Source organism: Nocardia sp. NPDC058518 (genome assembly GCF_042719655.1).
Taxonomy (GTDB): Bacteria; Actinomycetota; Actinomycetes; order Mycobacteriales; family Mycobacteriaceae; genus Nocardia.
The window spans coordinates 124,383-144,833 of the sequence record NZ_JBHXNJ010000009.1; the positions used below are offsets into that span (position 1 = coordinate 124,383).

The 20,451-nt window shown below is 68.2% G+C and carries 21 protein-coding genes; 12 read left to right on the forward strand and 9 right to left on the reverse strand.

Annotated features, from left to right (window positions below):
• The first annotated feature begins 164 nt into the window (after positions 1–164).
• On the forward strand, positions 165–515 hold the full coding sequence (locus tag ACFWPX_RS17955) for a hypothetical protein (protein ID WP_378928347.1): 351 nt from the start codon (positions 165–167) through the stop codon (positions 513–515).
• On the opposite strand, the gene ACFWPX_RS17960 is transcribed toward ACFWPX_RS17955, so the two are convergent.
• Positions 512–1,222, reverse strand: a complete 711-nt coding sequence (locus ACFWPX_RS17960; RefSeq protein ID WP_378928468.1) for a TetR/AcrR family transcriptional regulator — start codon at positions 1,220–1,222, stop codon at positions 512–514. The two genes, ACFWPX_RS17955 and ACFWPX_RS17960, sit on opposite strands and share 4 nt — an antisense overlap.
• Positions 1,223–1,305: 83 nt before the next feature.
• Here ACFWPX_RS17960 and ACFWPX_RS17965 point away from each other — a divergent pair, with 83 nt between their 5' ends.
• Together ACFWPX_RS17965 and ACFWPX_RS17970 are read left to right on the forward strand one after the other, a co-directional pair.
• Positions 1,306–2,736 (forward strand): SDR family NAD(P)-dependent oxidoreductase, encoded by a 1,431-nt coding sequence (locus ACFWPX_RS17965; RefSeq protein ID WP_378928348.1) that lies wholly within the window; start codon positions 1,306–1,308, stop codon positions 2,734–2,736.
• 68 nt (positions 2,737–2,804) lie between these two features.
• Entirely contained in the window at positions 2,805–3,179 is a 375-nt protein-coding gene (locus ACFWPX_RS17970) for a DUF2784 domain-containing protein (protein WP_378928349.1), read from the forward strand.
• On the opposite strand, the gene ACFWPX_RS17975 is transcribed toward ACFWPX_RS17970, so the two are convergent.
• Positions 3,160–3,912, reverse strand: a complete 753-nt coding sequence (locus ACFWPX_RS17975; protein WP_378928350.1) for a thioesterase II family protein — start codon at positions 3,910–3,912, stop codon at positions 3,160–3,162. The genes ACFWPX_RS17970 and ACFWPX_RS17975 overlap by 20 nt on opposite strands.
• A gap of 42 nt (positions 3,913–3,954) precedes the next feature.
• On the opposite strand from ACFWPX_RS17975, the gene ACFWPX_RS17980 reads away from it, so the two are divergent.
• Positions 3,955–5,325 carry a CoA transferase gene (locus tag ACFWPX_RS17980; protein ID WP_378928351.1) on the forward strand — a complete coding sequence of 457 codons (1,371 nt, stop codon included), beginning with the start codon at positions 3,955–3,957 and terminating at the stop codon, positions 5,323–5,325.
• A gap of 10 nt (positions 5,326–5,335) precedes the next feature.
• Here the strand turns inward: ACFWPX_RS17980 and ACFWPX_RS17985 are convergent, their stop codons facing one another.
• Positions 5,336–5,905 carry a TetR/AcrR family transcriptional regulator gene (locus ACFWPX_RS17985; RefSeq protein WP_378928352.1) on the reverse strand — a complete coding sequence of 190 codons (570 nt, stop codon included), beginning with the start codon at positions 5,903–5,905 and terminating at the stop codon, positions 5,336–5,338.
• A 106-nt stretch (positions 5,906–6,011) separates the two neighbouring features.
• Between ACFWPX_RS17985 and ACFWPX_RS17990 the strand changes: the two genes are divergently transcribed.
• Genes ACFWPX_RS17990 through ACFWPX_RS18000 form a run of 3 tightly spaced genes read left to right on the forward strand, consistent with a single transcriptional unit; the run spans position 6,012 to position 9,201 of the window.
• Positions 6,012–7,226 (forward strand): FAD-dependent monooxygenase, encoded by a 1,215-nt coding sequence (locus ACFWPX_RS17990; protein WP_378928353.1) that lies wholly within the window; start codon positions 6,012–6,014, stop codon positions 7,224–7,226.
• A gap of 56 nt (positions 7,227–7,282) precedes the next feature.
• Positions 7,283–8,323 carry a nucleoside hydrolase gene (locus ACFWPX_RS17995; RefSeq protein WP_378928354.1) on the forward strand — a complete coding sequence of 347 codons (1,041 nt, stop codon included), beginning with the start codon at positions 7,283–7,285 and terminating at the stop codon, positions 8,321–8,323.
• Positions 8,320–9,201, forward strand: coding sequence for an amidohydrolase family protein (locus ACFWPX_RS18000; protein WP_378928355.1), 882 nt, complete (start codon positions 8,320–8,322; stop codon positions 9,199–9,201). The genes ACFWPX_RS17995 and ACFWPX_RS18000 overlap by 4 nt, the downstream gene beginning before the upstream one ends.
• On the opposite strand, the gene ACFWPX_RS18005 is transcribed toward ACFWPX_RS18000, so the two are convergent.
• From ACFWPX_RS18005 to ACFWPX_RS18015, 3 genes are all read right to left on the reverse strand, one after another.
• On the reverse strand, positions 9,202–10,239 hold the full coding sequence (locus ACFWPX_RS18005) for an alpha/beta hydrolase (protein ID WP_378928356.1): 1,038 nt from the start codon (positions 10,237–10,239) through the stop codon (positions 9,202–9,204).
• A gap of 141 nt (positions 10,240–10,380) precedes the next feature.
• Entirely contained in the window at positions 10,381–11,019 is a 639-nt protein-coding gene (locus ACFWPX_RS18010; RefSeq protein WP_378928357.1) for a response regulator, read from the reverse strand.
• Positions 11,016–12,173, reverse strand: coding sequence for a sensor histidine kinase (locus ACFWPX_RS18015; protein ID WP_378928358.1), 1,158 nt, complete (start codon positions 12,171–12,173; stop codon positions 11,016–11,018). Before ACFWPX_RS18015 ends, ACFWPX_RS18010 begins: the two co-directional genes overlap by 4 nt.
• 245 nt (positions 12,174–12,418) lie before the next feature.
• On the opposite strand from ACFWPX_RS18015, the gene ACFWPX_RS18020 reads away from it, so the two are divergent.
• A complete protein-coding gene (locus ACFWPX_RS18020; protein WP_378928359.1) occupies positions 12,419–13,924 on the forward strand; it encodes a multicopper oxidase family protein in 1,506 nt (501 codons plus the stop codon).
• A 13-nt stretch (positions 13,925–13,937) separates the two neighbouring features.
• The gene (locus ACFWPX_RS18025; protein ID WP_378928360.1) at positions 13,938–15,290 is read left to right on the forward strand and encodes a TIGR01777 family oxidoreductase; all 1,353 of its coding nucleotides are present in this window, start codon (positions 13,938–13,940) and stop codon (positions 15,288–15,290) included.
• 139 nt (positions 15,291–15,429) lie between these two features.
• Here ACFWPX_RS18025 and ACFWPX_RS18030 read toward each other — a convergent pair whose 3' ends face one another.
• Positions 15,430–16,266 carry a MerR family transcriptional regulator gene (locus ACFWPX_RS18030; RefSeq protein ID WP_378928361.1) on the reverse strand — a complete coding sequence of 279 codons (837 nt, stop codon included), beginning with the start codon at positions 16,264–16,266 and terminating at the stop codon, positions 15,430–15,432.
• Positions 16,267–16,438: 172 nt separating this feature from the next.
• Here ACFWPX_RS18030 and ACFWPX_RS18035 point away from each other — a divergent pair, with 172 nt between their 5' ends.
• Positions 16,439–17,032 carry a lipocalin family protein gene (locus ACFWPX_RS18035; RefSeq protein ID WP_378928362.1) on the forward strand — a complete coding sequence of 198 codons (594 nt, stop codon included), beginning with the start codon at positions 16,439–16,441 and terminating at the stop codon, positions 17,030–17,032.
• Positions 17,029–18,339 carry a cryptochrome/photolyase family protein gene (locus tag ACFWPX_RS18040; RefSeq protein WP_378928363.1) on the forward strand — a complete coding sequence of 437 codons (1,311 nt, stop codon included), beginning with the start codon at positions 17,029–17,031 and terminating at the stop codon, positions 18,337–18,339. Before ACFWPX_RS18035 ends, ACFWPX_RS18040 begins: the two co-directional genes overlap by 4 nt.
• 38 nt (positions 18,340–18,377) lie before the next feature.
• Here the strand turns inward: ACFWPX_RS18040 and ACFWPX_RS18045 are convergent, their stop codons facing one another.
• Together ACFWPX_RS18045 and ACFWPX_RS18050 are read right to left on the reverse strand one after the other, a co-directional pair.
• Positions 18,378–18,851, reverse strand: a complete 474-nt coding sequence (locus ACFWPX_RS18045) for an SRPBCC domain-containing protein (protein WP_378928365.1) — start codon at positions 18,849–18,851, stop codon at positions 18,378–18,380.
• Positions 18,848–19,213, reverse strand: coding sequence for an ArsR/SmtB family transcription factor (locus tag ACFWPX_RS18050; RefSeq protein ID WP_378928366.1), 366 nt, complete (start codon positions 19,211–19,213; stop codon positions 18,848–18,850). Before ACFWPX_RS18050 ends, ACFWPX_RS18045 begins: the two co-directional genes overlap by 4 nt.
• A 109-nt stretch (positions 19,214–19,322) precedes the next feature.
• On the opposite strand from ACFWPX_RS18050, the gene ACFWPX_RS18055 reads away from it, so the two are divergent.
• Positions 19,323–20,450 carry a magnesium and cobalt transport protein CorA gene (locus tag ACFWPX_RS18055; RefSeq protein ID WP_378928367.1) on the forward strand — a complete coding sequence of 376 codons (1,128 nt, stop codon included), beginning with the start codon at positions 19,323–19,325 and terminating at the stop codon, positions 20,448–20,450.
• Position 20,451: the final 1 nt, after the last annotated feature.

The following is a 20,451-nucleotide window of genomic DNA, read 5'->3' on the forward strand; positions in this document are numbered from 1 at the left end:
GACAGCTCAAACGCGAAATAGGGTCACAGTGACATAACGTGTGATTCTGCGGTAACCCACCTGGTAACGAACCGGCAAACACCTTTGCCTGGCCAGTTGGAACAGGTACATGCTGGTCAACAAGTGCACCACTGCGCGCACTCCTGAGCTCGCGAGGAGGAATCATGCCCGACAGCACGCCCTCGGCAGACGGAGCCTGGCATGCCCAAGCCGGCGATCTCCTCGCCGACGACTACAACGTCCCGGGCATCATCATGTGCGCGATCGGCGTGGTCGGACTCGCCTGCACCCTCGTCGCGGCAGGCACCGAGCACACCGGGTGGGGCGTGCTGGCCGGGATAATGACGGTGCTGTTCCTCGGCGGCGGCGTCGCCGCGCTGATGTTCGAACATCACCGTGAGCAGAAGATCGAACAGGCGCTCGGCCGCATCGGCCACGCACCCGGCCATGCCGGACCGCAGCGCTACAGCGCCGCGGTCGCAATGCCACGCGCGCGGCGCGCGCTCGATTCCTAGCGTTCGCTCGGCGCCGGCTCGGCGCGCAGGACGCTGGGGATCGTCTCGGTCATCAGCGTGAGCAAGGTGTCGACCAGCAGTTGATGCACCTGTGCCCTGGTGAGCGTGCCGCGGGTGATCCATTCGCGCCCGGCGACTTTCACCAGGCCTGCGTAGGCGAGTACCAGTGCGCGCAAAGGTGCACTGTCTGCCAGATCGGCGCGTCCGATCATCACCAGCATGCGTTCGGCGGCGGCATCGTCGGCCTGGTCGAGGATCTGCTGCACCTCGGGGTCGTCGCCGACGCCCTCGTGGCTGGTGACCTTCACCCAGGTGGTGCCGTGCTCGGCGATGGTGTCGAGCAACCAGCCCACGATCGCGTCGACCCGCTCGCCCGGCGAGCCGTCGGGAATCGACACCTTGTCCTGACGCGGCAGCGTCACCATGCGACGCACCACCGCCAGATACAGGTCGCGCTTATTGCCGAAGTAGTGGTTGATCAGGCCACGCGCCACGCCCGCTCGCTGGGCTAGTTCCGCGGTCGACACCGCCGCATAGGGCCGCTCACCGAACATGTCGATGGCACAGGCCAGGATCTGCGCGCGTCGCTCGTCGGGTTCGAGCCTGCGCCTGCGCGGCGCGTCTGCGGTGTCGGTATCCAGCGGGGAAATCGGGCTGCTCCGTCGGGTTCGAATCGTCGTCGCGCGGTTGCGGCGACGGCCCATCACGATACCCAGCGGGTCGCTCGCGCGGCCAATGCGACAATAGATGTCGTCCACCGCTCCCGCACGAAGGAATATCGCACTCCCCGATGACCGAGAACATGATCGATCCGGATGAGTTGGCGACCTGTCTGCGGGTGCTGGAACGCGCGGGGCAGCTGGAGAAGGAACACCCCGATTCCATCGCTGTGCAGCGCGCCGTCGGGCACATGTTCAAGAAGCTCAAGCACCGCCGTCGGATCGAGGCCAGGGAGCAGATCTCCTCGAACGACCGCGCGGTCATCGCCGCGACCGCTACCGGTTCCCCCCAGCGGATCGATGACGAGACCGCGGGCATCCCGATCAGCTCGGCCACCTCCGGTGCGAGCGCGGGCACCCTGCTCAAGGCGCGACCCTGCTACATCTGCAAGCAGAAATACACCCAGGTCGACGCGTTCTACCACCAGCTGTGCCCCGGCTGCGCGGCCGCGAGCCACACCAAGCGCGTCGCCCGCACCGACCTGTCCGGCAAGCGCGCCCTGCTCACCGGTGGCCGCGCCAAGATCGGCATGTACATCGCGCTGCGCCTGCTGCGCGACGGTGCGCACACCACCATCACCACCCGCTTCCCCAACGACGCGATCCGCCGCTTCGCCGCCATGGAGGACAGCGCCGACTGGCTGCACCGGCTGCGCATCGTCGGCATCGACCTGCGTGATCCCGCGCAGGTCGTGGCACTGGCCGACGATGTCGCCGCACAGGGCCCGCTCGACATCCTGATCAACAACGCCGCCCAGACCGTGCGCCGCTCGGCGGGTGCCTACAGCGCCCTGGTCGACGCCGAGACCTCCCCGCTGCCCGCGGGCGTCCTGCCGGAAATGGTCACCTTCGGCAAGACCATGCAGGCTCACCCGACCGCCCTCACCGCCTCGCTCACGCCGTCGCTGTCGGCCACCGATGTCGCCGAACTCGCGCTGGTCGCGGGCTCGGCCACCCCGGAACGGATCGCGGCGGGCGTGGCCATCGACGCAGGCGGCCTCGTTCCCGATCTCGCGCACACCAACAGCTGGGTGCAGACCGTCGGCGAGGTGGAGGCCACCGAACTGCTCGAGGTACAGCTGTGCAACTCGGTCGCGCCGTTCATCCTGGTGTCGCGGTTACGTCCGGCGCTGGCCGCCGCGGCGGGCAGGCGCAAGTATGTGGTCAACGTCTCCGCGATGGAAGGCCAGTTCGGCCGCGGTTACAAGGGCCCGGGGCACCCGCACACGAATATGGCCAAGGCCGCGCTGAACATGCTCACCCGTACCAGCGCACTCGAGATGTTCGAGGCCGACTCGATCCTGATGACCGCCGTCGACACCGGCTGGATCACCGATGAACGCCCGCACTTCACGAAGGTCCGCCTCGCCGAAGAGGGCTTCCACGCTCCCCTCGATCTCGTCGACGGCGCCGCCCGCGTCTACGACCCGATCGTGCAGGGCGAGGACGGCGTCGACCTGTACGGCTGCTTCCTGAAGGACTACCGGCCTTCGCCCTGGTGATTCAAGCGATGCCGAACCGGAATGATGATCATGATTCCGACCGGCGAACGGTTACATATTCTGAATAGGTGCTGTTCCGGGTGCTGGCCGACGTTTTCGCCGTCACCCACGTCGCGTTCATCGCGTACGTGGTCGCCGGTGGATTCCTCGCGTGGCGGTGGCCGCGCACGATCGGCCTGCACGTATTGGCCGTGGCGTGGGGTTTCGGCACCGTCCTGATCGGCTTCCACTGCCCGCTGACCTACGCCGAGAACTGGGCGCGCAGGCGGGCCGGAGAGGGCGAGTTGCCCGCCGCGGGATTCATCGACCACTACCTGACCGGCGTGATCTACCCCGACAGCGCGCTCGGCTTGGTGCGCGCGCTCGCGGCGGTGGCGGTGCTCGTGTCGTGGGTGGGCTACGCGCGCCTGCACCAGCGCCGCCTCAGTTCACGTGCCGTGTGATCTCCTGCGCCACCGCGGTGTGTTGTTCGTCCAGATAGAAGTGCCCGCCACCGAACGTGCGCAGGGTGAACGGCCCGTCGGTGACCGCACGCCACTGTTCGGCCTGCGCCACGGTGGTCGTCGGGTCCTCGGTGCTGACGAGCGCGACGACCGGGCAGCTCAGCGACGGTCCCGATCGCTGACGATAGGTCTCGACCGCTTGGTAGTCGGCGCGGACGGCGGGCAGCACGAGGTCGGCGAGTCCGGGTTCGGTGCGCAGCAGACGCACCGGCGCCGGGTCGTTCGCCAGCCGCTCGAGCTCGTCGATGAGTGCGGCGTCCGAGGCCTGGTGCAGCCGTCTGGTTTCGACGAATTCCGGTGCGGGACGGCCGGATACGATGAGGGCGCGAACCGGTTGTCCGGCCGCGGCGAGTCGCAGCGCGGTCTCGTAGGCAACGGTCGCGCCCATGCTGTGCCCGAACAGTGAACGGGCCGGGCCCGGCTGACGCGCGATGTCCGCGGCGATCCGGTCGGCGAGCAGATGCAGGTCGGTGATCGTCGGGTCGGCGAGGCGGTCCTGTCGCCCCGGATACTGCACCGCCGCCACTTCGACGCCCGCGCCGATGTGTCGCGCCAGCTCGCGATAGAAGGCCGCCGATCCCCCACCCGGCGGAAAGCACGTCAATCGCCCGCGCGCCGCGGTACCCGGTCGCAGTACCCGAACCCACTCCGTCGCAGCCGTATTCACGCCCACATCACACTCCTCACCTTCAGCACCGCAACTAGGCTGGTCGATGTGACCACCGCGCAGCAGCTCGTCCACGCCTACGAGACGGGACTGGGACTCTCACCGTCGAGCGATATCGACGTGCCGGACCCGGGTGCGCGGTTGGCGGCCACCCTACCGGTGTGGGCCCTGGCGGCGGGTTCGGTCGCGGCGGCGAGCGCGGCCGCCAACCGGGTCAGAGTCGCGCGGGGACTGCCCACCCGCCCCGTTCGCCTCGATGCCGACCGGGTGACCGCGGCGTTCAGCAGTGAGCGTCTGTTCCGTCGAGGCGCGGACGCCCCCTCGTTCTTCGCCGAGCTGTCGGGCTTCTTCCCCACCGCCGACGGCTGGGTCCGCACCCACGCCAACTACCCACATCACCGTGAGCGACTCCTGCGGGCACTGGACCTACCCGCCGACGGCGATGCCGTCCGGCTCACCGATCGAGTGTCCACGATGAAGGGCGCCGAGGTCGAAGACGAAGCGGCCGCGGCGGGTGCGATCGCGGTCCGCGTCCGCGCCGAAGACGAATGGTCGACCAGCCCGATGGGCCGTGCCGCCGGGACCGGCCCGTTGGTCGCCGCGGACGTGCGCGACGACCGGGTGCCCACTCCACTCGGTGCCACCGGGGCGAGTCCCACGACCGACCGGCCGCTGACCGGCATTCGCGTGCTCGACCTGACTCGTGTCCTCGCCGGGCCCGTCGCGACCCGAACGCTGGCTCTGCTCGGTGCCGATGTGCTGCGCATCGACCCACCGCACCTGCCCGAGATCGACTGGCAGTTCTCCGATAACTGCCAGGGCAAACGCTCGACCCTGCTCGACCTGCGAACCGACCTCGCGACATTCGAGGATCTGCTCGCCGAGGCGGACGTGCTCGTCACCGGCTACCGCCCTGGCGCGCTCGCCGCGGCCGGTGTCCGCGCGGCCCGGCGTCCCGGCTTGATCGAGGCCTCGGTCTCCGCATGGGGTACGAGCGGACCGTGGGGCGACCGACGAGGTTTCGACAGCATCGTCCAAGCGACATCCGGCATCTCGCTCATCGAGGGAACGCCGGATCGTCCCGGCGCACTGCCCGCACAGGCGCTCGACCACGGGTCGGGCTACCTCCTCGCGGCCGCCGTCATGGACACGCTGTTGGCTCGCACCGACGACGGGTTCGGGCGAAACATCCGAGTCTCACTGGCCCGCACCGCATCCTGGCTCCTGGCCGCGGACGGACGCTCCCCCGGCCATCCTGCCGCGACACCGCCCGATCCGGCGTCGACGGTCGCCCACCACGAACTCGTCACGGCCGCACCGGCATTCGCCGACTACGACGATTACCGCTGGCCCGCGCCACCGTACGGGTCGGCGCAGCCGTTCTGGGTCGAAGCGCCCGACCACTACCACCGCCCGTGACCGGACTCGATCACTTCCCCGCGAGCGCTTGGACCGCCACGGTGAGCTGATCACCATCGATACCGACCTCGCCGGGATCGAGCAGCCACAGCATCCCGAGCCCCTGGGCGAGCACGAAATACAACCGCCCGATCGCCGCGGCCTGCGCCTGATCCAGTTCGGGATGCACAGCCTGCACATGGGCCTCGAGGTCGGTGAACGCCCCGGAGAGCTGGTCGCCGAGCTGTGCCCGCGCCTCGTCGGAGCGCACGATCCGCACGATGTTCTCCAGGCTGGCCAGCATCGCCTCGTGATTGCCCGCGAATACCGCGGGCATCCCGTTCCACAGCAGAGCGAGCCCCTCCAGTGGCGTTTTCCCGGCGCCCGCGGCGATCAGCTCGTTCATCGCATCACCCATGGAGTTGCCGAGCGCCTCGCTCAACGCCTCGGTGACCAGGCGATCCTTCGACCCGAAGTGGTAGCCGATCGCGGCAAGGCTCACCCCCGCCGCGGCGGCGATATCGCGCGCGGTCGTCTTCGCGACGCCGCGCTCCAGAATCACTTTGCGCGCCCCCGCCAGTAGATCTTCTCTGTTGCCCATACTCAGCAGGCTACCCGATTGTCTTAGACATTTGTTCTAGACATCCGTGCCACCCTCTGTTAGACATATGTCTAAGACATTCGTACATCAGACGGGAAACACCATCATGAGCATCACCAGCCCCCTCCACGTTCTCGTCTCCGGCGGCGGCATCGCGGGCAACGCGGTCGCACTCCAGTTGCTGCGCAACGGCATTCGCACCACCGTCGTCGAGCGCGCCGCAGTCCCCCGCCCCGGTGGCCAGGCCGTCGATCTGCGTGGCCCGAGCAAGGAAGCCGCCGAGCGGATGGGTTTGATGGCGGGCATCGCCGACTACCAGCTCGACGAGCGCGGGATGTCCTACATCGACGGCGACGGCAGGATCTACGCCAGGATGGCGATGGAGGACTTCGACGGTCAGGGCGCCGTCGCCGAAATCGAGATCACCCGCGGCGATCTCAATCAGGTGCTGCTGGACGCGGTGGCCACCGCCGACAACGGCCGGCTGGACTATCGCTACGGCGAGTGGATCGAGGAGGTCGTCCAGGACGACACCGGCGTGGACGTCACGTTCGCCTCCGGGGTCACCGAGCGGTTCGACCTGGTGATCGGCGCCGACGGCGTCCACTCGGCGACCCGCCGACTCGTCTTCGGACCCGAGGAGAAGTTCAGCACCAACCTCGGCGGGTACGGCGCCTTCTTCACCATGCCGAAGCCTGCCGATGTGGAGCCCGGCTGGTTCAGCATGCGCCTGGTGCCCGGTGCCATGCTCGGCATCCGCCCCGACGGCGACCCGAGCACCGCCAAGGCGATCATCACCATGCGCACCGAGGCAGACCCGGCACTGCGCCGCGACGTCGACGCCCAGCGCGCACTCATCAGAAAGACGATCGGCGACGCGGGCTGGCACGCCCCGGCGGTCCTCGACGCGATGGACTCCACACCCGACTTCTACTTCGACGAGATCGCCCGTGTCGACGTCCCCGAGCTGTCCATCGGCCGCGTGACGCTGATCGGCGACGCGGGCTACTGTGGATCCCCGCTGAGCGGCATGGGCACCGCGATGGCCATCGTCGGCGCCTACGTGCTGGCCGCCGAGATCGCCGCCACCCCGGACGATCTGGCAGGCGCACAGCAGCGCTACCAGGACAAGATCTCGCCGTTCCTCGACAAAGCCAAGGAGATCCCCGGCGGCGGTATGGCGATGATGATCCCCAAGTCCCCGCTGCTGACGCGGCTCGCCAAGGCGAACGTGCGGCTCATGATGTCTCGCCCGATGCGTCCGCTCACCAAGAAGATCTTCTTCGGCCACACCGAAGAATTCACTCTCCCGACCTACTGACCGCCACCCACCGACTGGCCGCGGACCCCGAGAGGTCCGCGGCTACTCTCGATGACGTGCCGCAGAAGATCATCCTCGATGTCGATACCGGGATCGACGACTCCCTGGCCATCCTCTACCTGCTGGCCTCCGACGAGGCCGAGATCATCGGTATCGCCGCCACCGCGGGCAACGTGGACGGGGCACAGGTCGCGGCGAATACTCTGGCGATGCTCGACCTGGGCCGGGCACCCGAGATCGAGGTGGCGCTCGGCGCGGCCGAACCGCTCGCCGTCCCCTTGCGCACCACCGAGGACACCCACGGTCCGCAGGGCCTCGGCTACGCCGAACTGCCCGTCTCGCCGCGCGCGTTGTCGTCCAGGTCGGCGGCCCAACTCTGGGTGGACCTGGTTCGCGCGAACCCCGGCGAGGTGACAGGCCTGTGCACCGGTCCGCTGACCAACCTCGCGCTGGCCCTGCGCATCGAACCCGAACTGCCGCGCCTGCTGCACCGCCTCGTCATCATGGGCGGCGCGTTCAACCACCCCGGCAACACGACCCCGACCAACGAGTGGAACATCCACGTCGATCCCGAAGCGGCCAAAGCGGTGTTCGACGCCTTTTCCGCGGCGCCGCCGGACCGCAGGCCGCTGGTCTGCGCGCTCGACATCACCGAGTCCATCGAGATGGTCCCCGAACACCTCGAGCTGCTGGCGCAGGCGGCACACAGCGCACCGATCGAGCAGGTCGGCGCGGGCGATCCCGCCGAATTCCGTTCGGCGGCAAGCAATCCGATCATCCGCTATCTCACCGACGCGGTGCGCTTCTATTTCGACTTCCACCACCAGTACGACCTGGGCTATCTGGCGCACATGCACGACCCGTTCGCCGCCGCGGTCGCGCTCGACTCCACCCTGGCGACCACCCGCCCGGCCACCGTCGACGTCGAACTGGCCGGCACCATCACCCGCGCCACCACCGTCGCCGACTGGGCGGGCATGTGGGGCCGAGAACCCAACGCCGACATCGTGATCGGCACCGACCCCGCCGTCTTCTTCGAACGCCTCGTCACCCGCGTCGGTGCCCTGGCCCGACACCTCTACCCGGAGCAGTCATGACCGTAGACACCGCCGCCTACCTCGCCGATTTCCGCGAACGGTACGACCTGCCCGCGATCGTCGACGTCCACACCCACTTCATGCCCGATCAGGTGATGCACAAGGTCTGGGCGTATTTCGACGCCGCCGGGCCGCTGACCGGCCGACCGTGGCCGATCACCTATCGCGACGACGAGCAGGTGCGCCTGAAGACCCTGCGCGACTTCGGCATCCGGGCGTTCACCTCGCTGGTGTACCCGCACAAACCGGAGATGGCCGCCTGGCTCAACGACTGGACCGCCGAGTTCGCCGCCCGCACCCCCGACTGCCTGCACACGGCCACCTTCTACCCCGAGCCGGACGCGCCACGCTACGTCCGAGAGGCCATCGACAGTGGCGCGCGCGTGTTCAAGGTGCACATCCAGGTCGGCGCGTTCTCACCCTTGGATCCCCTGCTCGACCCGGTGTGGGCCATCCTGGCCGAAACCGGCACACCCGTTCTCATCCATTGTGGATCCGGTCCCGCCCCTGGCGAATTCACCGGGCCCGCCCCCATCGCCGAACTCCTGCGGCGCTTTCCGACCCTGCGGCTGATCATCGCGCACATGGGAACCCCTGAATACAGCGAGTTCCTCGACCTGGCCGAGCAGTACCCGCTGCTCTATCTCGACACCACCATGGTGTGGACCGACTTCAGCGAAGGCGGCGCGCCCTTCCCACCGTCCGAACGAGATCGCCTGCGCCGCTTCGCCGATCGCATTCTGTTCGGCAGCGACTTCCCCAATATCCCCTATCCCTATGCCGAGGCCGTCGCCGCACTGGAACGGCTCGACCTCGGTCCGGAGTGGCTGCGCAAGGTCTGCCATGACAACGCGGCACGATTGTTCGAGCTCGGCTGATCAGGCGGGGATCTCCATCCCTTCGGCCAGGAGCGGCCACGAGTTCTTGAAGGCCTTCTGCCAGTAGCCCCACGAGTGGGTGCCCTGGGTCGACAGGTCGAAGGTCGCGGGGATGTCGAGTTCGTCCAGGCGCTGCTGCAGGTTCTTGGTGCACCAGCGGGTCGTGGCCTCGATGACGCCACCGACGACGATCTGATTGGCCAACCCGACCGGCCCCCAGGTGACCAGGTGCGAGTCGCCGAGCTTGTCGAATTCACCGGGCAGGCCGTTGCCGTTGGACACGTAGAGCTTGGTTCCGCGCAGTCCCTCGGCATTCACGACGGGATCGTTGGCGGCCCAGGCAGGATCTCCGGGCGGGCCGTACATGTTCGACGCGTCGCCGCCGCCGGTCCCGACAACGACATTGACGAACTGCCTGCCGACCGGATCGCTGATCTGGGCGCAGCCACTGTAGGCGGCCACCGAGCGGAACAATCCCGGCTTGGCGATCGCGAGTTGCAGCACGGAGGTGGCCGTCATCGAGTTCGCCGCGATCGCGTTCTTGCCGGTCGTAGTGAACATGGTGTCGACGAGTGTGGGCAGTTCGTCGAGGAAGAAGGTGCGCCACTTGTTCACGCCGAGCATCGGATCCGGCTCGCGCCAATCGGTGTAGTAACTCCACGCACCGCCGATCGGCATGACGACATTGACGTCCTTGCCCGCGAGGAAATCGACCACATCGGTGTTCTGTTCCCAGGTGGCGGTATCTTCGCCGCCGCCCGCGCCGTTCACCAGATACAGCGACGGCCGCGGCACCGAAGCGTCGGCGGGCCGCTGTACCTTGACCGAAACCTCGCGCCCCATGGCGGCGGAATGGATCCGCACCGTCACCTGCCGACCGTCGATCGCGGTCACCTCGGCCCTGGATCCCTCGCCCGTCACGACCCGATTCACCACCGCGACACCGGCTTCCGGCTCCTGCGCGTGTGCCCCACCCACGCCCATCATGGTCGAGCCCACTGCGACGAGCACCGCCGAAACCGCCCTGCGGCACTTCATCGATCGAACCTCCACGCCGAACCGACCGCTCAGTGCGGTCGGTCACAGTATCGGAGAAGATCACATCAGCGTTACCGTTTTCATACCGATCCGTCACCGAAAACCAAGCGACCAGTTCGGATCACCACCCGGCGAGCCCGCTCAGCCGATGATCTTGGACGCGTAGACCGCCAGCCGAACGCGGTTGTCGGTGCCGGTCTTGTCGAGCAGGTTGGCGACGTGGGTCTTGACGGTGCTCACCCCGAGATGAAGCCGATCGGCGATCGCCTGATTGCCGTGCCCGTCGCCGACCAGGCGAAGCACCTCGAGCTCACGGGGCGTCACATCGGCGGGCAGCGTGGGAGTTTCCGGAGCCGACCGCGTTTCGAGCGCCCGCCCGACCAGACGGCGCAGCAGCGCGGGCGAGAACAGCAGATCGCCGTCCACCGTGCGCCGGATCGCGTCGAGCAGCACGGTGGGCTCGGTGTCCTTGACGAAATAGCCCGCGGCCCCGGCCGAGAGCGCGGGAAACAGGTGTTCGTCGTCGTCGAAGGTGGTCAGCACGAGCACCTTCGCGCGCGGCGACGAGGCAAGGATCTGCCGGGTCGCCGCGACACCGTCGAGGCCGGGCATCCGCAGGTCCATGACGACCAGATCGGGAGCGAGCTCGGCATACAGCCGCACCGCTTCGACGCCGTCGGCCGCTTCCCCGACGACGGCGAGATCGGTGGTGTCCTCGATGAGCATTCGCAGACCCGCGCGCACCAGACGCTGATCGTCCACCAGCAAGACCGTGATCACGAAAGCTCCACTCCCCTCGCACTGTCCGGCAGCCAGGCGCGCACCGTCCAGCTTCCGTCGTGCTCGGTGGACCGGCCGACGGTGAGGGTGCCGCCCGCGAGTTCGGCGCGCTCGCGCATCCCGACGATCCCGTGTCCCGGCGGTGCCGTCGCCTCGCGACCGCCGTTGACGACCTCGATCACGATGCCGCCCTCTCGCCTGACGATCCGGAATCGCACCGGCACATCGCGATCCGCGTGTTTCATCACATTGGTCAGCGATTCCTGTACCAGGCGCAACAGGGTGAGCCTGCTGATCGCGTCGAGCCCGCCGAGGTCGGTATCGACCTCGGCCACGACAGCGAACCCGGCGGCCCGAGCCCGGGTGAGCGCGGCGTCGACCTCGGTCACGATCGCCTCGGTGTCGACCAGGGCGACGGTGCCGAGGGCCGGGTCACGCAGGGCGGCGAGCAGCCTGCGAATATCGGCGAGCGCGGCGGCCGCGGTGCCACGCACGTCGTCAAGGACGGTGACCATGCGCGGATCGGCTTCTCGCACAACATGTCCGGCTACCGAGATCCGCAGAATGATCGAAGCCATGTGGTGGGCGACCACATCGTGGAGTTCCCTGGCCAGTGCGGCGCGCTCGTCGAGGCGGGTACGCGCTTGCGCCTCCTCGCCGCGTATTCGCAGATTCTCCGCCAGGTCACGCTGCCCACGCAGATACAACCCGAGCAGCAACGGCAGTCCCACATAAGCCGCGGCCTCGACGAGGGTGGACGCCCGACCGATCGAGTTGTCGTGCAGTCCGACCCGCCCGAGCGCCACGGCAGCTGCCCACCCCGCCGTCGCCACTGCCACGATCGCCCATCGGTGCGTACGCGCCACCACATCGACCAAGGCCACCGCGCCGAGGTACGGCACCAGACCGGACACACCCCAGGCATCCGTCCGCAGCATCGGCACCGCCAGCGCCGACAGCACGATCGACACCGCGAGCGGCCACCGTGCGCCGGCCAGGAACACCACGCCCGCGGTCATCGCCAGCAGCCAGTAGTGCGGTGGCACGCGGTACTGGTCCGGGTAGGTGCTGGCCAGCAGCAACACCGGGATCAGCACCAGCGGCAGCCACCGCAGCAGCCTTCGCCAGTCGCGATGTGCACGGATGTCGATCACGCATCCACGGTAGGTGACCGGGCTGTCGGGACCGCGCGAGCAGGAGTCGGCGCGTCCGAGCGAGCGGCTCGGGCACGCGATCAGCTCTTCCGTGACGAGATCGGTTCGAATGCGGGGTACCACGCGACCGGCACGTCCGCAAGGGGCGCGCGGGCGGAATCCGGCGGGCCGGGTCCGGCTGTTCGGCGGAGTCGCCGCGGCTGGGCCCGAACCAAGCTGGAGGTTCCCGCACAGAAGGAGCACACGTGGTCTCGCGACGAGGATTTCTCACCGGGCTCGCCCTCACACCGATGGTGTACGCGACCGGGTGTTCGATCCGCCGGTCGACACCCGGTTCGGCAGCCGACTCGACCCGGCCGTTGCCGATCCCCCCGCCGGCCCCATCTGCCGTCGGCACCGACGGCGTCCGCCGCTTCACCCTGCGAGCCCAAGCGGGCAGCACCGAGATGATCCAGGGCATTCGGACCCCGACCTGGGGCTACAGCGGGTCGATCCTCGGACCGACCGTGCGCGCTCGACGCGGCGAGAAGGTCGCCGTCACCATCACCAACGATCTGCCCGAGCCCACCTCGGTGCACTGGCACGGCATGCACCTGCCCGCGAAGTTCGACGGTGGCCCCCACCAGATGATCGCGCCCGGCGCGGCATGGGCGCCGAATTGGACGGTGCAGCAGCAGGCCGCCACGCTCTGGTACCACCCACATCCGCACGGCGCGACCGAAAAGCACGTCCACCGTGGCCTTTCCGGCTTCTTCCTGATCGACGACGATGCGGCGGACGCGCTCGATCTACCGAAACACTATGGCGTCGATGACATTCCGTTGGTGATCCAGGATCGCCGCTTCACCGCCGACGGCGCGCTCGACGAATCCGACGCCACCGATGTCGGCCTGCTCGGCGACACGATCGTCACCAACGGGATCGCGAACGCCCACCTGCCGGTCACCACCGACCGGGTCCGGTTGCGAATCCTCAACGGCTCGTCGGGCCGCCTCTACAACCTCGCCTTCGGCGACGGCAGAACGTTCCAGCTCATCGCCACCGACGGCGGGCTGCTGCCGGAACCCGTCGCCCTGAACCGGATTCAGCTCAGCCCTGGTGAACGTGCCGAGCTGGTGGTCACTCTCGGTGCGGGCGAAAACGTCACATTACGGTCCCTGCCGATCACCGAGCGCGCCGGCATCGACCGCGCCACCGAGTTCGGCTTCGACGACACCTTCGACATCCTGAGACTGCGTGCCGCCGAAACCCTGCGACCTTCCGCCGCGCTGCCACCGACCCTGATCCCGATGCGCGCCCTCGCCTCCCCGACCACCGCACCGACCCGATCCTTCGACCTCCGATGGTTCATGATCAACAACCGCCGCATGGACATGAGCCGCATCGACATGACCATCCCCGTCGACACCACCGAAGTCTGGACAGTGCGCAACAAGGACAACTGGCCGCACAACTTCCATGTCCACGATGTCCAATTCCAGATCATCGCCGTCGACGGAACACCGCCTCCCCCCGCCCTTGCCGGCTGGAAGGACACCGTCTACACCGCCCCCGACGCCACCTACACCCTCGCCATGCACTTCGCCGACCACACCGACCCCACCTATCCGTACATGTACCACTGCCACCTCCTCCACCACGAAGACCAGGGCATGATGGGCCAGTTCCTGGTCGTTGCCCCAGGTCAGCAACCCGCGCCCATGCAGATGGACATGGGCGCCATGGGTCACGGAACCGACAGCGGCTTGTGACTACAGTCGAATCATGGGCATCGAGTGTTCTGGCGTTGTCGCAACACCCCGGGCCGACGTTTTCGCCTGGTTCGCTCGTCGCGGTGCGTTCACGCGCCTGGCGCCGCCGTGGCAGCCGGTCACCTTGCTCGCCGAGGCCGATTCGCTGGCCACCGGGCGAGCGGTCCTCGGTCTTCCCGGCGGGCTCCGGTGGGTCGCTCAGCACGACCCCGAGCAGTATCGGCCGCCCGAGCGGTTCGCCGACGCCGTCGCGGCGGACGGACCGGCCTCGTTCCCGGTCTCCCGACTGTTGCGGTGGCGGCATGTGCACGAGTTCACCGAGGTCGACGACGCGCACACCCGTGTCATCGACCGGGTCGACACGCCGATTCCGGAGTCTGTGCTGCGGCCGATGTTCGACTACCGCTACCGCCAGTTGACGAACGATCTGGTAGCGCACCGCCGCGCGGCCGAGTCCGGCATGCCGGCGACGACGATCGCGATGACCGGCGCGTCGGGGCTGGTCGGCTCGGCGCTGAGCGCCTTCCTCAGCACCGGCGGGCACCGCGTGGTGCGATTGGTGCGCCATCGCCCACAGCATCACGACGAACGACAGTGGGATCCCGCCGATCCCGCCGCCGACCTGCTGGCCGGCATCGATGCCGTGGTTCACCTGGCCGGGGCATCCATCGCGGGGCGATTCACCGCCGAGCACCGGCGAGCGGTGGCCTACAGCCGCATCGAGCCGACCCGACGGCTCGCCGAACTCGCCGCCGCGTCGGGCATCGACACCTTCGTCAGCGCTTCCGCCATCGGCTACTACGGCTACGACCGCGGCGAACAGATACTGACCGAGCAGTCCGAACGCGGTGACGGGTTCCTGGCCGACGTGGTCGAACGGTGGGAGGACGCGTGCGAGCCCGCCGAGGTGGGCGGAGTCCGCGTCGTGCGGGTGCGTACCGGCATCGTGCAGTCGCCGCATGGCGGCACCCTGCGGTTGCTGCGACCGTTGTTCACCGCCGGTCTCGGTGGGCGGATCGGGGACGGCCGTCAGTGGCTGTCGTGGATCGGCATCGACGATCTCGTCGATGCCTACCACCGCGCACTGTGGGACAGCACGGTGACAGGACCGGTCAATGCCGTGGCGCCGCAGCCGGTTCGCAACAGCGAGTACACCCACGTACTGGCTCGCGTACTGCACCGTCCCGCCCTGCTCCCGGTCCCGAGCTTCGGTCCGGCGGTACTACTGGGCAAGCAGGGTGCCCGCGAACTCGCCGAGGCCAGTCAGCGGGTGGCGCCGACCCGGCTGACGGAGGCCGGGCACACGTTCCGCACCGAAGGCTTGGAGGAGACGCTGCGGCATCTCCTCGGACGAACTGCGACCTGACCCGTTTCCGACATCGGTCGTCACGAGCGGACGATGAGTGTGGGTCCGCCGACTGCCGTACCCGCTATGAATCGACTATGAATCATTCAATGGTCAATTGCCGACGCTGAGCCGGAACTCGGCACCCCGGGATAGATCTTCAGCGGATGGCGTCGACCGCGGCAGCCAGTCCACCGACCCGCTCGACCGTGTCGGGCAGCATCACGACGTCCCAGCCCGGCCCACCGACGAGCACCCGCGCGCCTGCCCCCGTGCAGGCCAGCACCGCCGAGGTCAGCGCGGTCGATTCACGCTGCGACCACAACAGCACCGCGTTCGGGCCAGAATGCCTGGTGAGCGCATCGGACAGGGCGACCGTCGGCACGTCGGCGCCGAGCATGCGCGCACCGACCCCGGCCTGCGCCAAGGCCGCACGCAGCACATCCAGCGGGAGTGAATGCGTTTCGCCGCTGGTGCAGGCGAGTAGCACGGGCGCACTGCTGCGCGCCGGTTTCACCTGCTGCATGACCGCCGCGATAGACCACGACAGCAAATGCTCGACATCGATGCATCCCTCACCACCGCCCTGACGCGCGACGATATCGGCGAAGGCGGGGCGACACAGCGCCTCCCAGGTCTGCACGACACCGTGGGCACGCACGTGCGCGTCCAGGTGCGCGCAGACGGTGCCGGTATCCAGCGCGAACGCCGCGTCGAGCAGGCCACCGCGATCACCGAGGACCGGCGCGGGTCCACGCGCGGCCGCCGCGGCCCCGGCCGGGCTGGCGCCACCGGCGATCAGCCCGAGCATGTGCTCGAGCACCGCGATATCGGTATCGGTATAGAGCCGATGACGGCCCGGACGGTCCTGGGCAGGACCGATGCCGTAACGGCGGTTCCAGCTCCGCAGGGTCGCGGTCGGGATGCCGAGACGGTCGGCCACCGCGCGCACCGTGTATCCGGCCGCGGCGGAAGCGGGAGCGAAACCGGCGGGCATCGTTTCATTCTGCCCGGAACACCCGGGCAGGCGCGTCACGGCCCGGCCTCCGCGCGTCGGCGGCGTGCGCTGTACGCCGATGCGACGACTCGCCCAACCGTCCTTCTCATGCATCAATAATGCATCAATTACTGCTAGCCTGGGAGAAACCGCCTACCGCGAGGAGTTTCCCGTGCGTACCCGACTCGGCCCGTGGACCACCGCTCTGCTGATCGCCGCCGGCCTCACCGTGACAAGCTCCGGCGCCGCGACCGCAGCCCCACCCGCACCGGTACCGCGCCTCGACCTCGACCGCTATCTCGGCGAATGGCATCAGCTCGCGGCGGTACCGCAGTTCTTCAACCTCAATTGCGCACGCGACACCTCCGCGACCTACACCCTCGACCCTGGCGGCGACATCGGAGTCTATAACCGGTGCCACACCTGGGCCGGCGGCGTCGACGAGATCCGCGGCACCGCGACGGTGAACGACCCGATCACGAACGCGCAACTGCACGTGAGCTTTCCGGGCGTCATCGGCCAGGACGAGCGCGTCGGACCGACCAACTACATCGTGACCGCGCTCGGCCCGGACTATTCGTGGGCCCTGGTCACCTCGCCGAACAGGCTCTCCGGTTTCGTCCTGTCCCGCACCCCCGCCCTGGACGACACCACCTGGCAGCAGATCGACGAGGCGATCGTGACCGCGGGCCAGGATCCGTGCATCTACCTGACCTCACCCACGACCGGCGGACGTTCGGGTGTGCTGCCCCTCTGCGCCCGATGAGCGTCGCCATCGCCCTGTTCACTCGCGATCTGCGCGTGCACGACAATCCGGTGCTCACCGCCGCGGCTCGCGAGGCCGACCAGGTGGTGCCGCTGTTCGTCGTCGACGAGGCGCTGGTGCCCGACCGCTGTCCACCCAATCGCGCGCACTTCCTCGCCGCCGCCCTGGCCGAACTCGACAAGGAACTGCGCGCGCTCGGCGGTGCGCTCGTGGTGCGCCGCGGCACGGTGATCGACGAGGTCGACCGGGTGGTGCGGGAGACCGGCGCCGCGAGCGTGCACCTGGCAGAGGATGTCAGCCGCTACAGCAGAGTGCGTGAGCAAGCGCTGCGCCGCATCTCGAACACCTCGGTCCAGTGCCATTCCGGTTCCGTCACAGCCACTTCCACCGAACTCGTCCCGTCGACAGGACGCGATCACTTCGCCGTTTTCACCCCCTACTTCCGGCGCTGGAGCGCGGCCCATCACCGCACCCCGCTCCCGGCGCCCCGGTCGCTGTCGGTGCCGCCGATCCGGGGCGAGGAACTACCCCAGCCTGCCGATCTCGGTTCCGGGCAGCCGTCGCCACAGTTGCGGGTCGGCGGGGAGTCCACCGGCCGTGCGCTGCTGCACGACTGGCTCGACGGCCCGATCGCCGACTACGCCCGTGACAACGATTATCTCGCCGCCGACGCGACCTCCCGGCTGTCGCCCTACCTCCACTTCGGGTGCGTGTCCCCCAGCGAAGTGGTGAGCCGGGTCGACACGGCGACCGAAGGCGGACTCGCCTTTGTCCGGCAGCTGGCCTGGCGCGACTTCCACCACCAGGTCCTCGCCGCCCGCCCCGATGCCGCCTGGTCGGACTACCGCACGCGGGTGACCGCGGGCCCCGACGACGAAAAGGCCGTCGCCGCTTGGCGAGACGGGCGCACCGGCTACCCGATCGTCGATGCGGGCATGCGCCAACTCCGCGCCGAGGGCTGGATGCCGGGGCGAGCGCGCTTGATCTCGGCCAGCTTCCTCGCCAAGTCGCTACGCCAGGACTGGCGTGTCGGCGCGGCGCATTTCCTGCACTGGCTCGTCGACGCCGATCTCGCGAACAACCAGCTCAACTGGCAGTGGGTCGCAGGCACCGGCACCGACACCCGGCCCAATCGGATCCTCAATCCCCTGCGCCAGGCCGACCGCTACGACCCCGACGGCACCTACGTGCGGCGGTGGCTGCCCGAGCTGGCGCACCTACCCGGCGCGAGCATTCATCGTCCGTGGCGCGCGAACGTCGATCCCGCGGAATATCCCGCGCCGATCATCGACTGCGTCGGCAGCTAGCGTGCTGCCGACGCGCGGTTCGACGAGCAACGGACCGCTCAGGCCTGGGCGACGAGGTAGTTCACGAGGGAATCGATGAGGTCGCGGGTGCCTTCCTCGCGGTCGGCACCGGTGTCGAATCCGTCGAGGTGGGCACCGAATTCGACGAGAGTGAGCTTGGTGCCGGTGGTGGTCGGTTCGAATTCCCAGGTGGCTAGCGAGGTGGAGATATGGGAGCCGTTCAGCCACATGTCGTAGGTGTAGACGAGGCGTTCGTTGTCGACGATGTCGGTGTAGGTCGCGACGTAGCGGGAGGTCATCTTCTTCTCGAAGGTACCTTCGTTGATCTCGCGTCCGCCGACCTCGAAGTCGACCGAGACCTCGCCCTGCTCCCAGCCTTCCTCGCCGCCGAACCACTTCGCCTTGGTGGCGGGGTCGGCGAAGGCCTGGAAGACGACGGCGGGCGCGACGGGCACTTCGCGTTCGATGGTGAACTGGGCGTGGTTGATGGAGCGGGTCACCGTGTCGGTCATTGTTCTTCTCCCTCTGGGGTTTTGGTTGATTCCACGAGTAGTGCCGTGAGCCGGTCCACCTGCCGCTGCGCCGGTGGACGTTGGCGGTGCAGCCAGTCCATCGCGGTCCCGAAGGCGTCCGGCACCAGCTGGTAGGTGCGCACGCGGCCGATCTTCGCCGAGCTGACGAGGCGACCGGCCTCCAGCGCTTTCAGGTGCTGCACGATCGTCGGCAGCGCGACCTCGAACGGTGCGGCGAGATCCGACACCGATGCGGGCCCACGCGACAGCCGTTCGACGATCGCGCGACGAGTCGGATCGGCCAATGCCCGGAAGACACTGTCGAGTCCTCCGTCCGGTTCGTCGCTCGAATACTTAGGCACATACCTAAGTATTCACATCTACCGCGGTCTGCGCAACCCCTCGCTCGGTTTGCGCCGATATCGGCCACCGTGGGATGCTGCGGCACGATCGAAGAGAGCGAGGTGAACGATGGTCGACAGGCCTCGTATCTCACCGGCGGCGATCGCGCCCCGGCGCAGCATCGGGGACGTGGTGGCAGGTTCCCCGTTCCTGTCCCGTAGCAGGCGCCGGGTGGAAGTCGTCCCCAAACCCTCGGTCCCGACCGCGCGCGCCATCATCGACTGCGCCGCCTACGTCGAGGGCAAGCGCCTGCCGGGACGATTCACCCCCGAGAGCGCGCTGGCCGAAATCCGCAGGCGTGGTACGGGTTTCGTGTGGATCGGCCTGTTCGCGCCGGACCTGCATCAGATGGGCGAGATCGCCCGGACATTCGGACTGCACGAACTCGCCGTCGAAGACGCGGTCACCGGCAGACAGCGCCCGAAGTTCGAACGCTACGACGACACCATGGTCACCGTGATGCGGACCGTCGCCTATGTCGAGCACGATATGCACACCGTCAGCGAGATCGTGCAGACCGGCGAGATCATGGTCTTCCTCGGCGACGATTTCGTCGTCGCGGTCCGGCACGGCGAACACAACGAGCTCACCGCGGTCCGGCACCGGCTCGAATCCGACCCCGATCGCCTCGCGCTCGGCCCCAGCGTTGTGCTGCACGCGATCACCGACCACGTCGTCGACTCCTATGCCGAGGTCACCGAGGCGGTCGAGTTCGATGTCGAGTCGATGGAAGAAGAGCTCTTCAGCCCGCGGAGCAAGATCCCGATCGAGGCGATCTACCAGCTCAAACGCGAAATCGTCGAGCTGCGTCGCGCCGTGCGTCCCCTCGCGGGCCCGCTGCAATCCCTCACCGCGACGGGTACTCCCCTGCCCAAGGAAGTACGCCGCTACCTGCGCAATGTCGCCGACCATCACAGCGGTGTCGCCGAACGTATCAACGACCTCGACGAAACCCTCACCACGCTCGTCGGCGCCGCCGTGGCCAAGATCGCCGTCCAGCAGAGCACCGACATGCGCAAGATCTCCGCCTACATCGCCATCCTGGCCGTCCCCACCATGATCGCAGGCATCTACGGCATGAACTTCGACCACATGCCCGAACTCCGACAGCCCTGGGGTTACCCCGCCACCCTGATCGTCATGCTCACGATCTGTACCGCCCTGGCCGTGGCCTTCCGCCGCATCCGCTGGTTGTGAA

Coding starts and splice junctions, on each gene's coding strand:
- ACFWPX_RS17955 (WP_378928347.1), top strand. CDS start 165: ATGCCCGACAGCACGCCCTCGGCAGACGGAGCCTGGCATGCCCAAGCC.
- ACFWPX_RS17965 (WP_378928348.1), top strand. CDS start 1,306: ATGACCGAGAACATGATCGATCCGGATGAGTTGGCGACCTGTCTGCGG.
- ACFWPX_RS17985 (WP_378928352.1), bottom strand. CDS start 5,905: ATGGGCAACAGAGAAGATCTACTGGCGGGGGCGCGCAAAGTGATTCTG.
- ACFWPX_RS17990 (WP_378928353.1), top strand. CDS start 6,012: ATGAGCATCACCAGCCCCCTCCACGTTCTCGTCTCCGGCGGCGGCATC.
- ACFWPX_RS18000 (WP_378928355.1), top strand. CDS start 8,320: ATGACCGTAGACACCGCCGCCTACCTCGCCGATTTCCGCGAACGGTAC.
- ACFWPX_RS18005 (WP_378928356.1), bottom strand. CDS start 10,239: ATGAAGTGCCGCAGGGCGGTTTCGGCGGTGCTCGTCGCAGTGGGCTCG.
- ACFWPX_RS18025 (WP_378928360.1), top strand. CDS start 13,938: ATGGGCATCGAGTGTTCTGGCGTTGTCGCAACACCCCGGGCCGACGTT.
- ACFWPX_RS18030 (WP_378928361.1), bottom strand. CDS start 16,266: ATGCCCGCCGGTTTCGCTCCCGCTTCCGCCGCGGCCGGATACACGGTG.
- ACFWPX_RS18040 (WP_378928363.1), top strand. CDS start 17,029: ATGAGCGTCGCCATCGCCCTGTTCACTCGCGATCTGCGCGTGCACGAC.
- ACFWPX_RS18045 (WP_378928365.1), bottom strand. CDS start 18,851: ATGACCGACACGGTGACCCGCTCCATCAACCACGCCCAGTTCACCATC.
- ACFWPX_RS18055 (WP_378928367.1), top strand. CDS start 19,323: ATGGTCGACAGGCCTCGTATCTCACCGGCGGCGATCGCGCCCCGGCGC.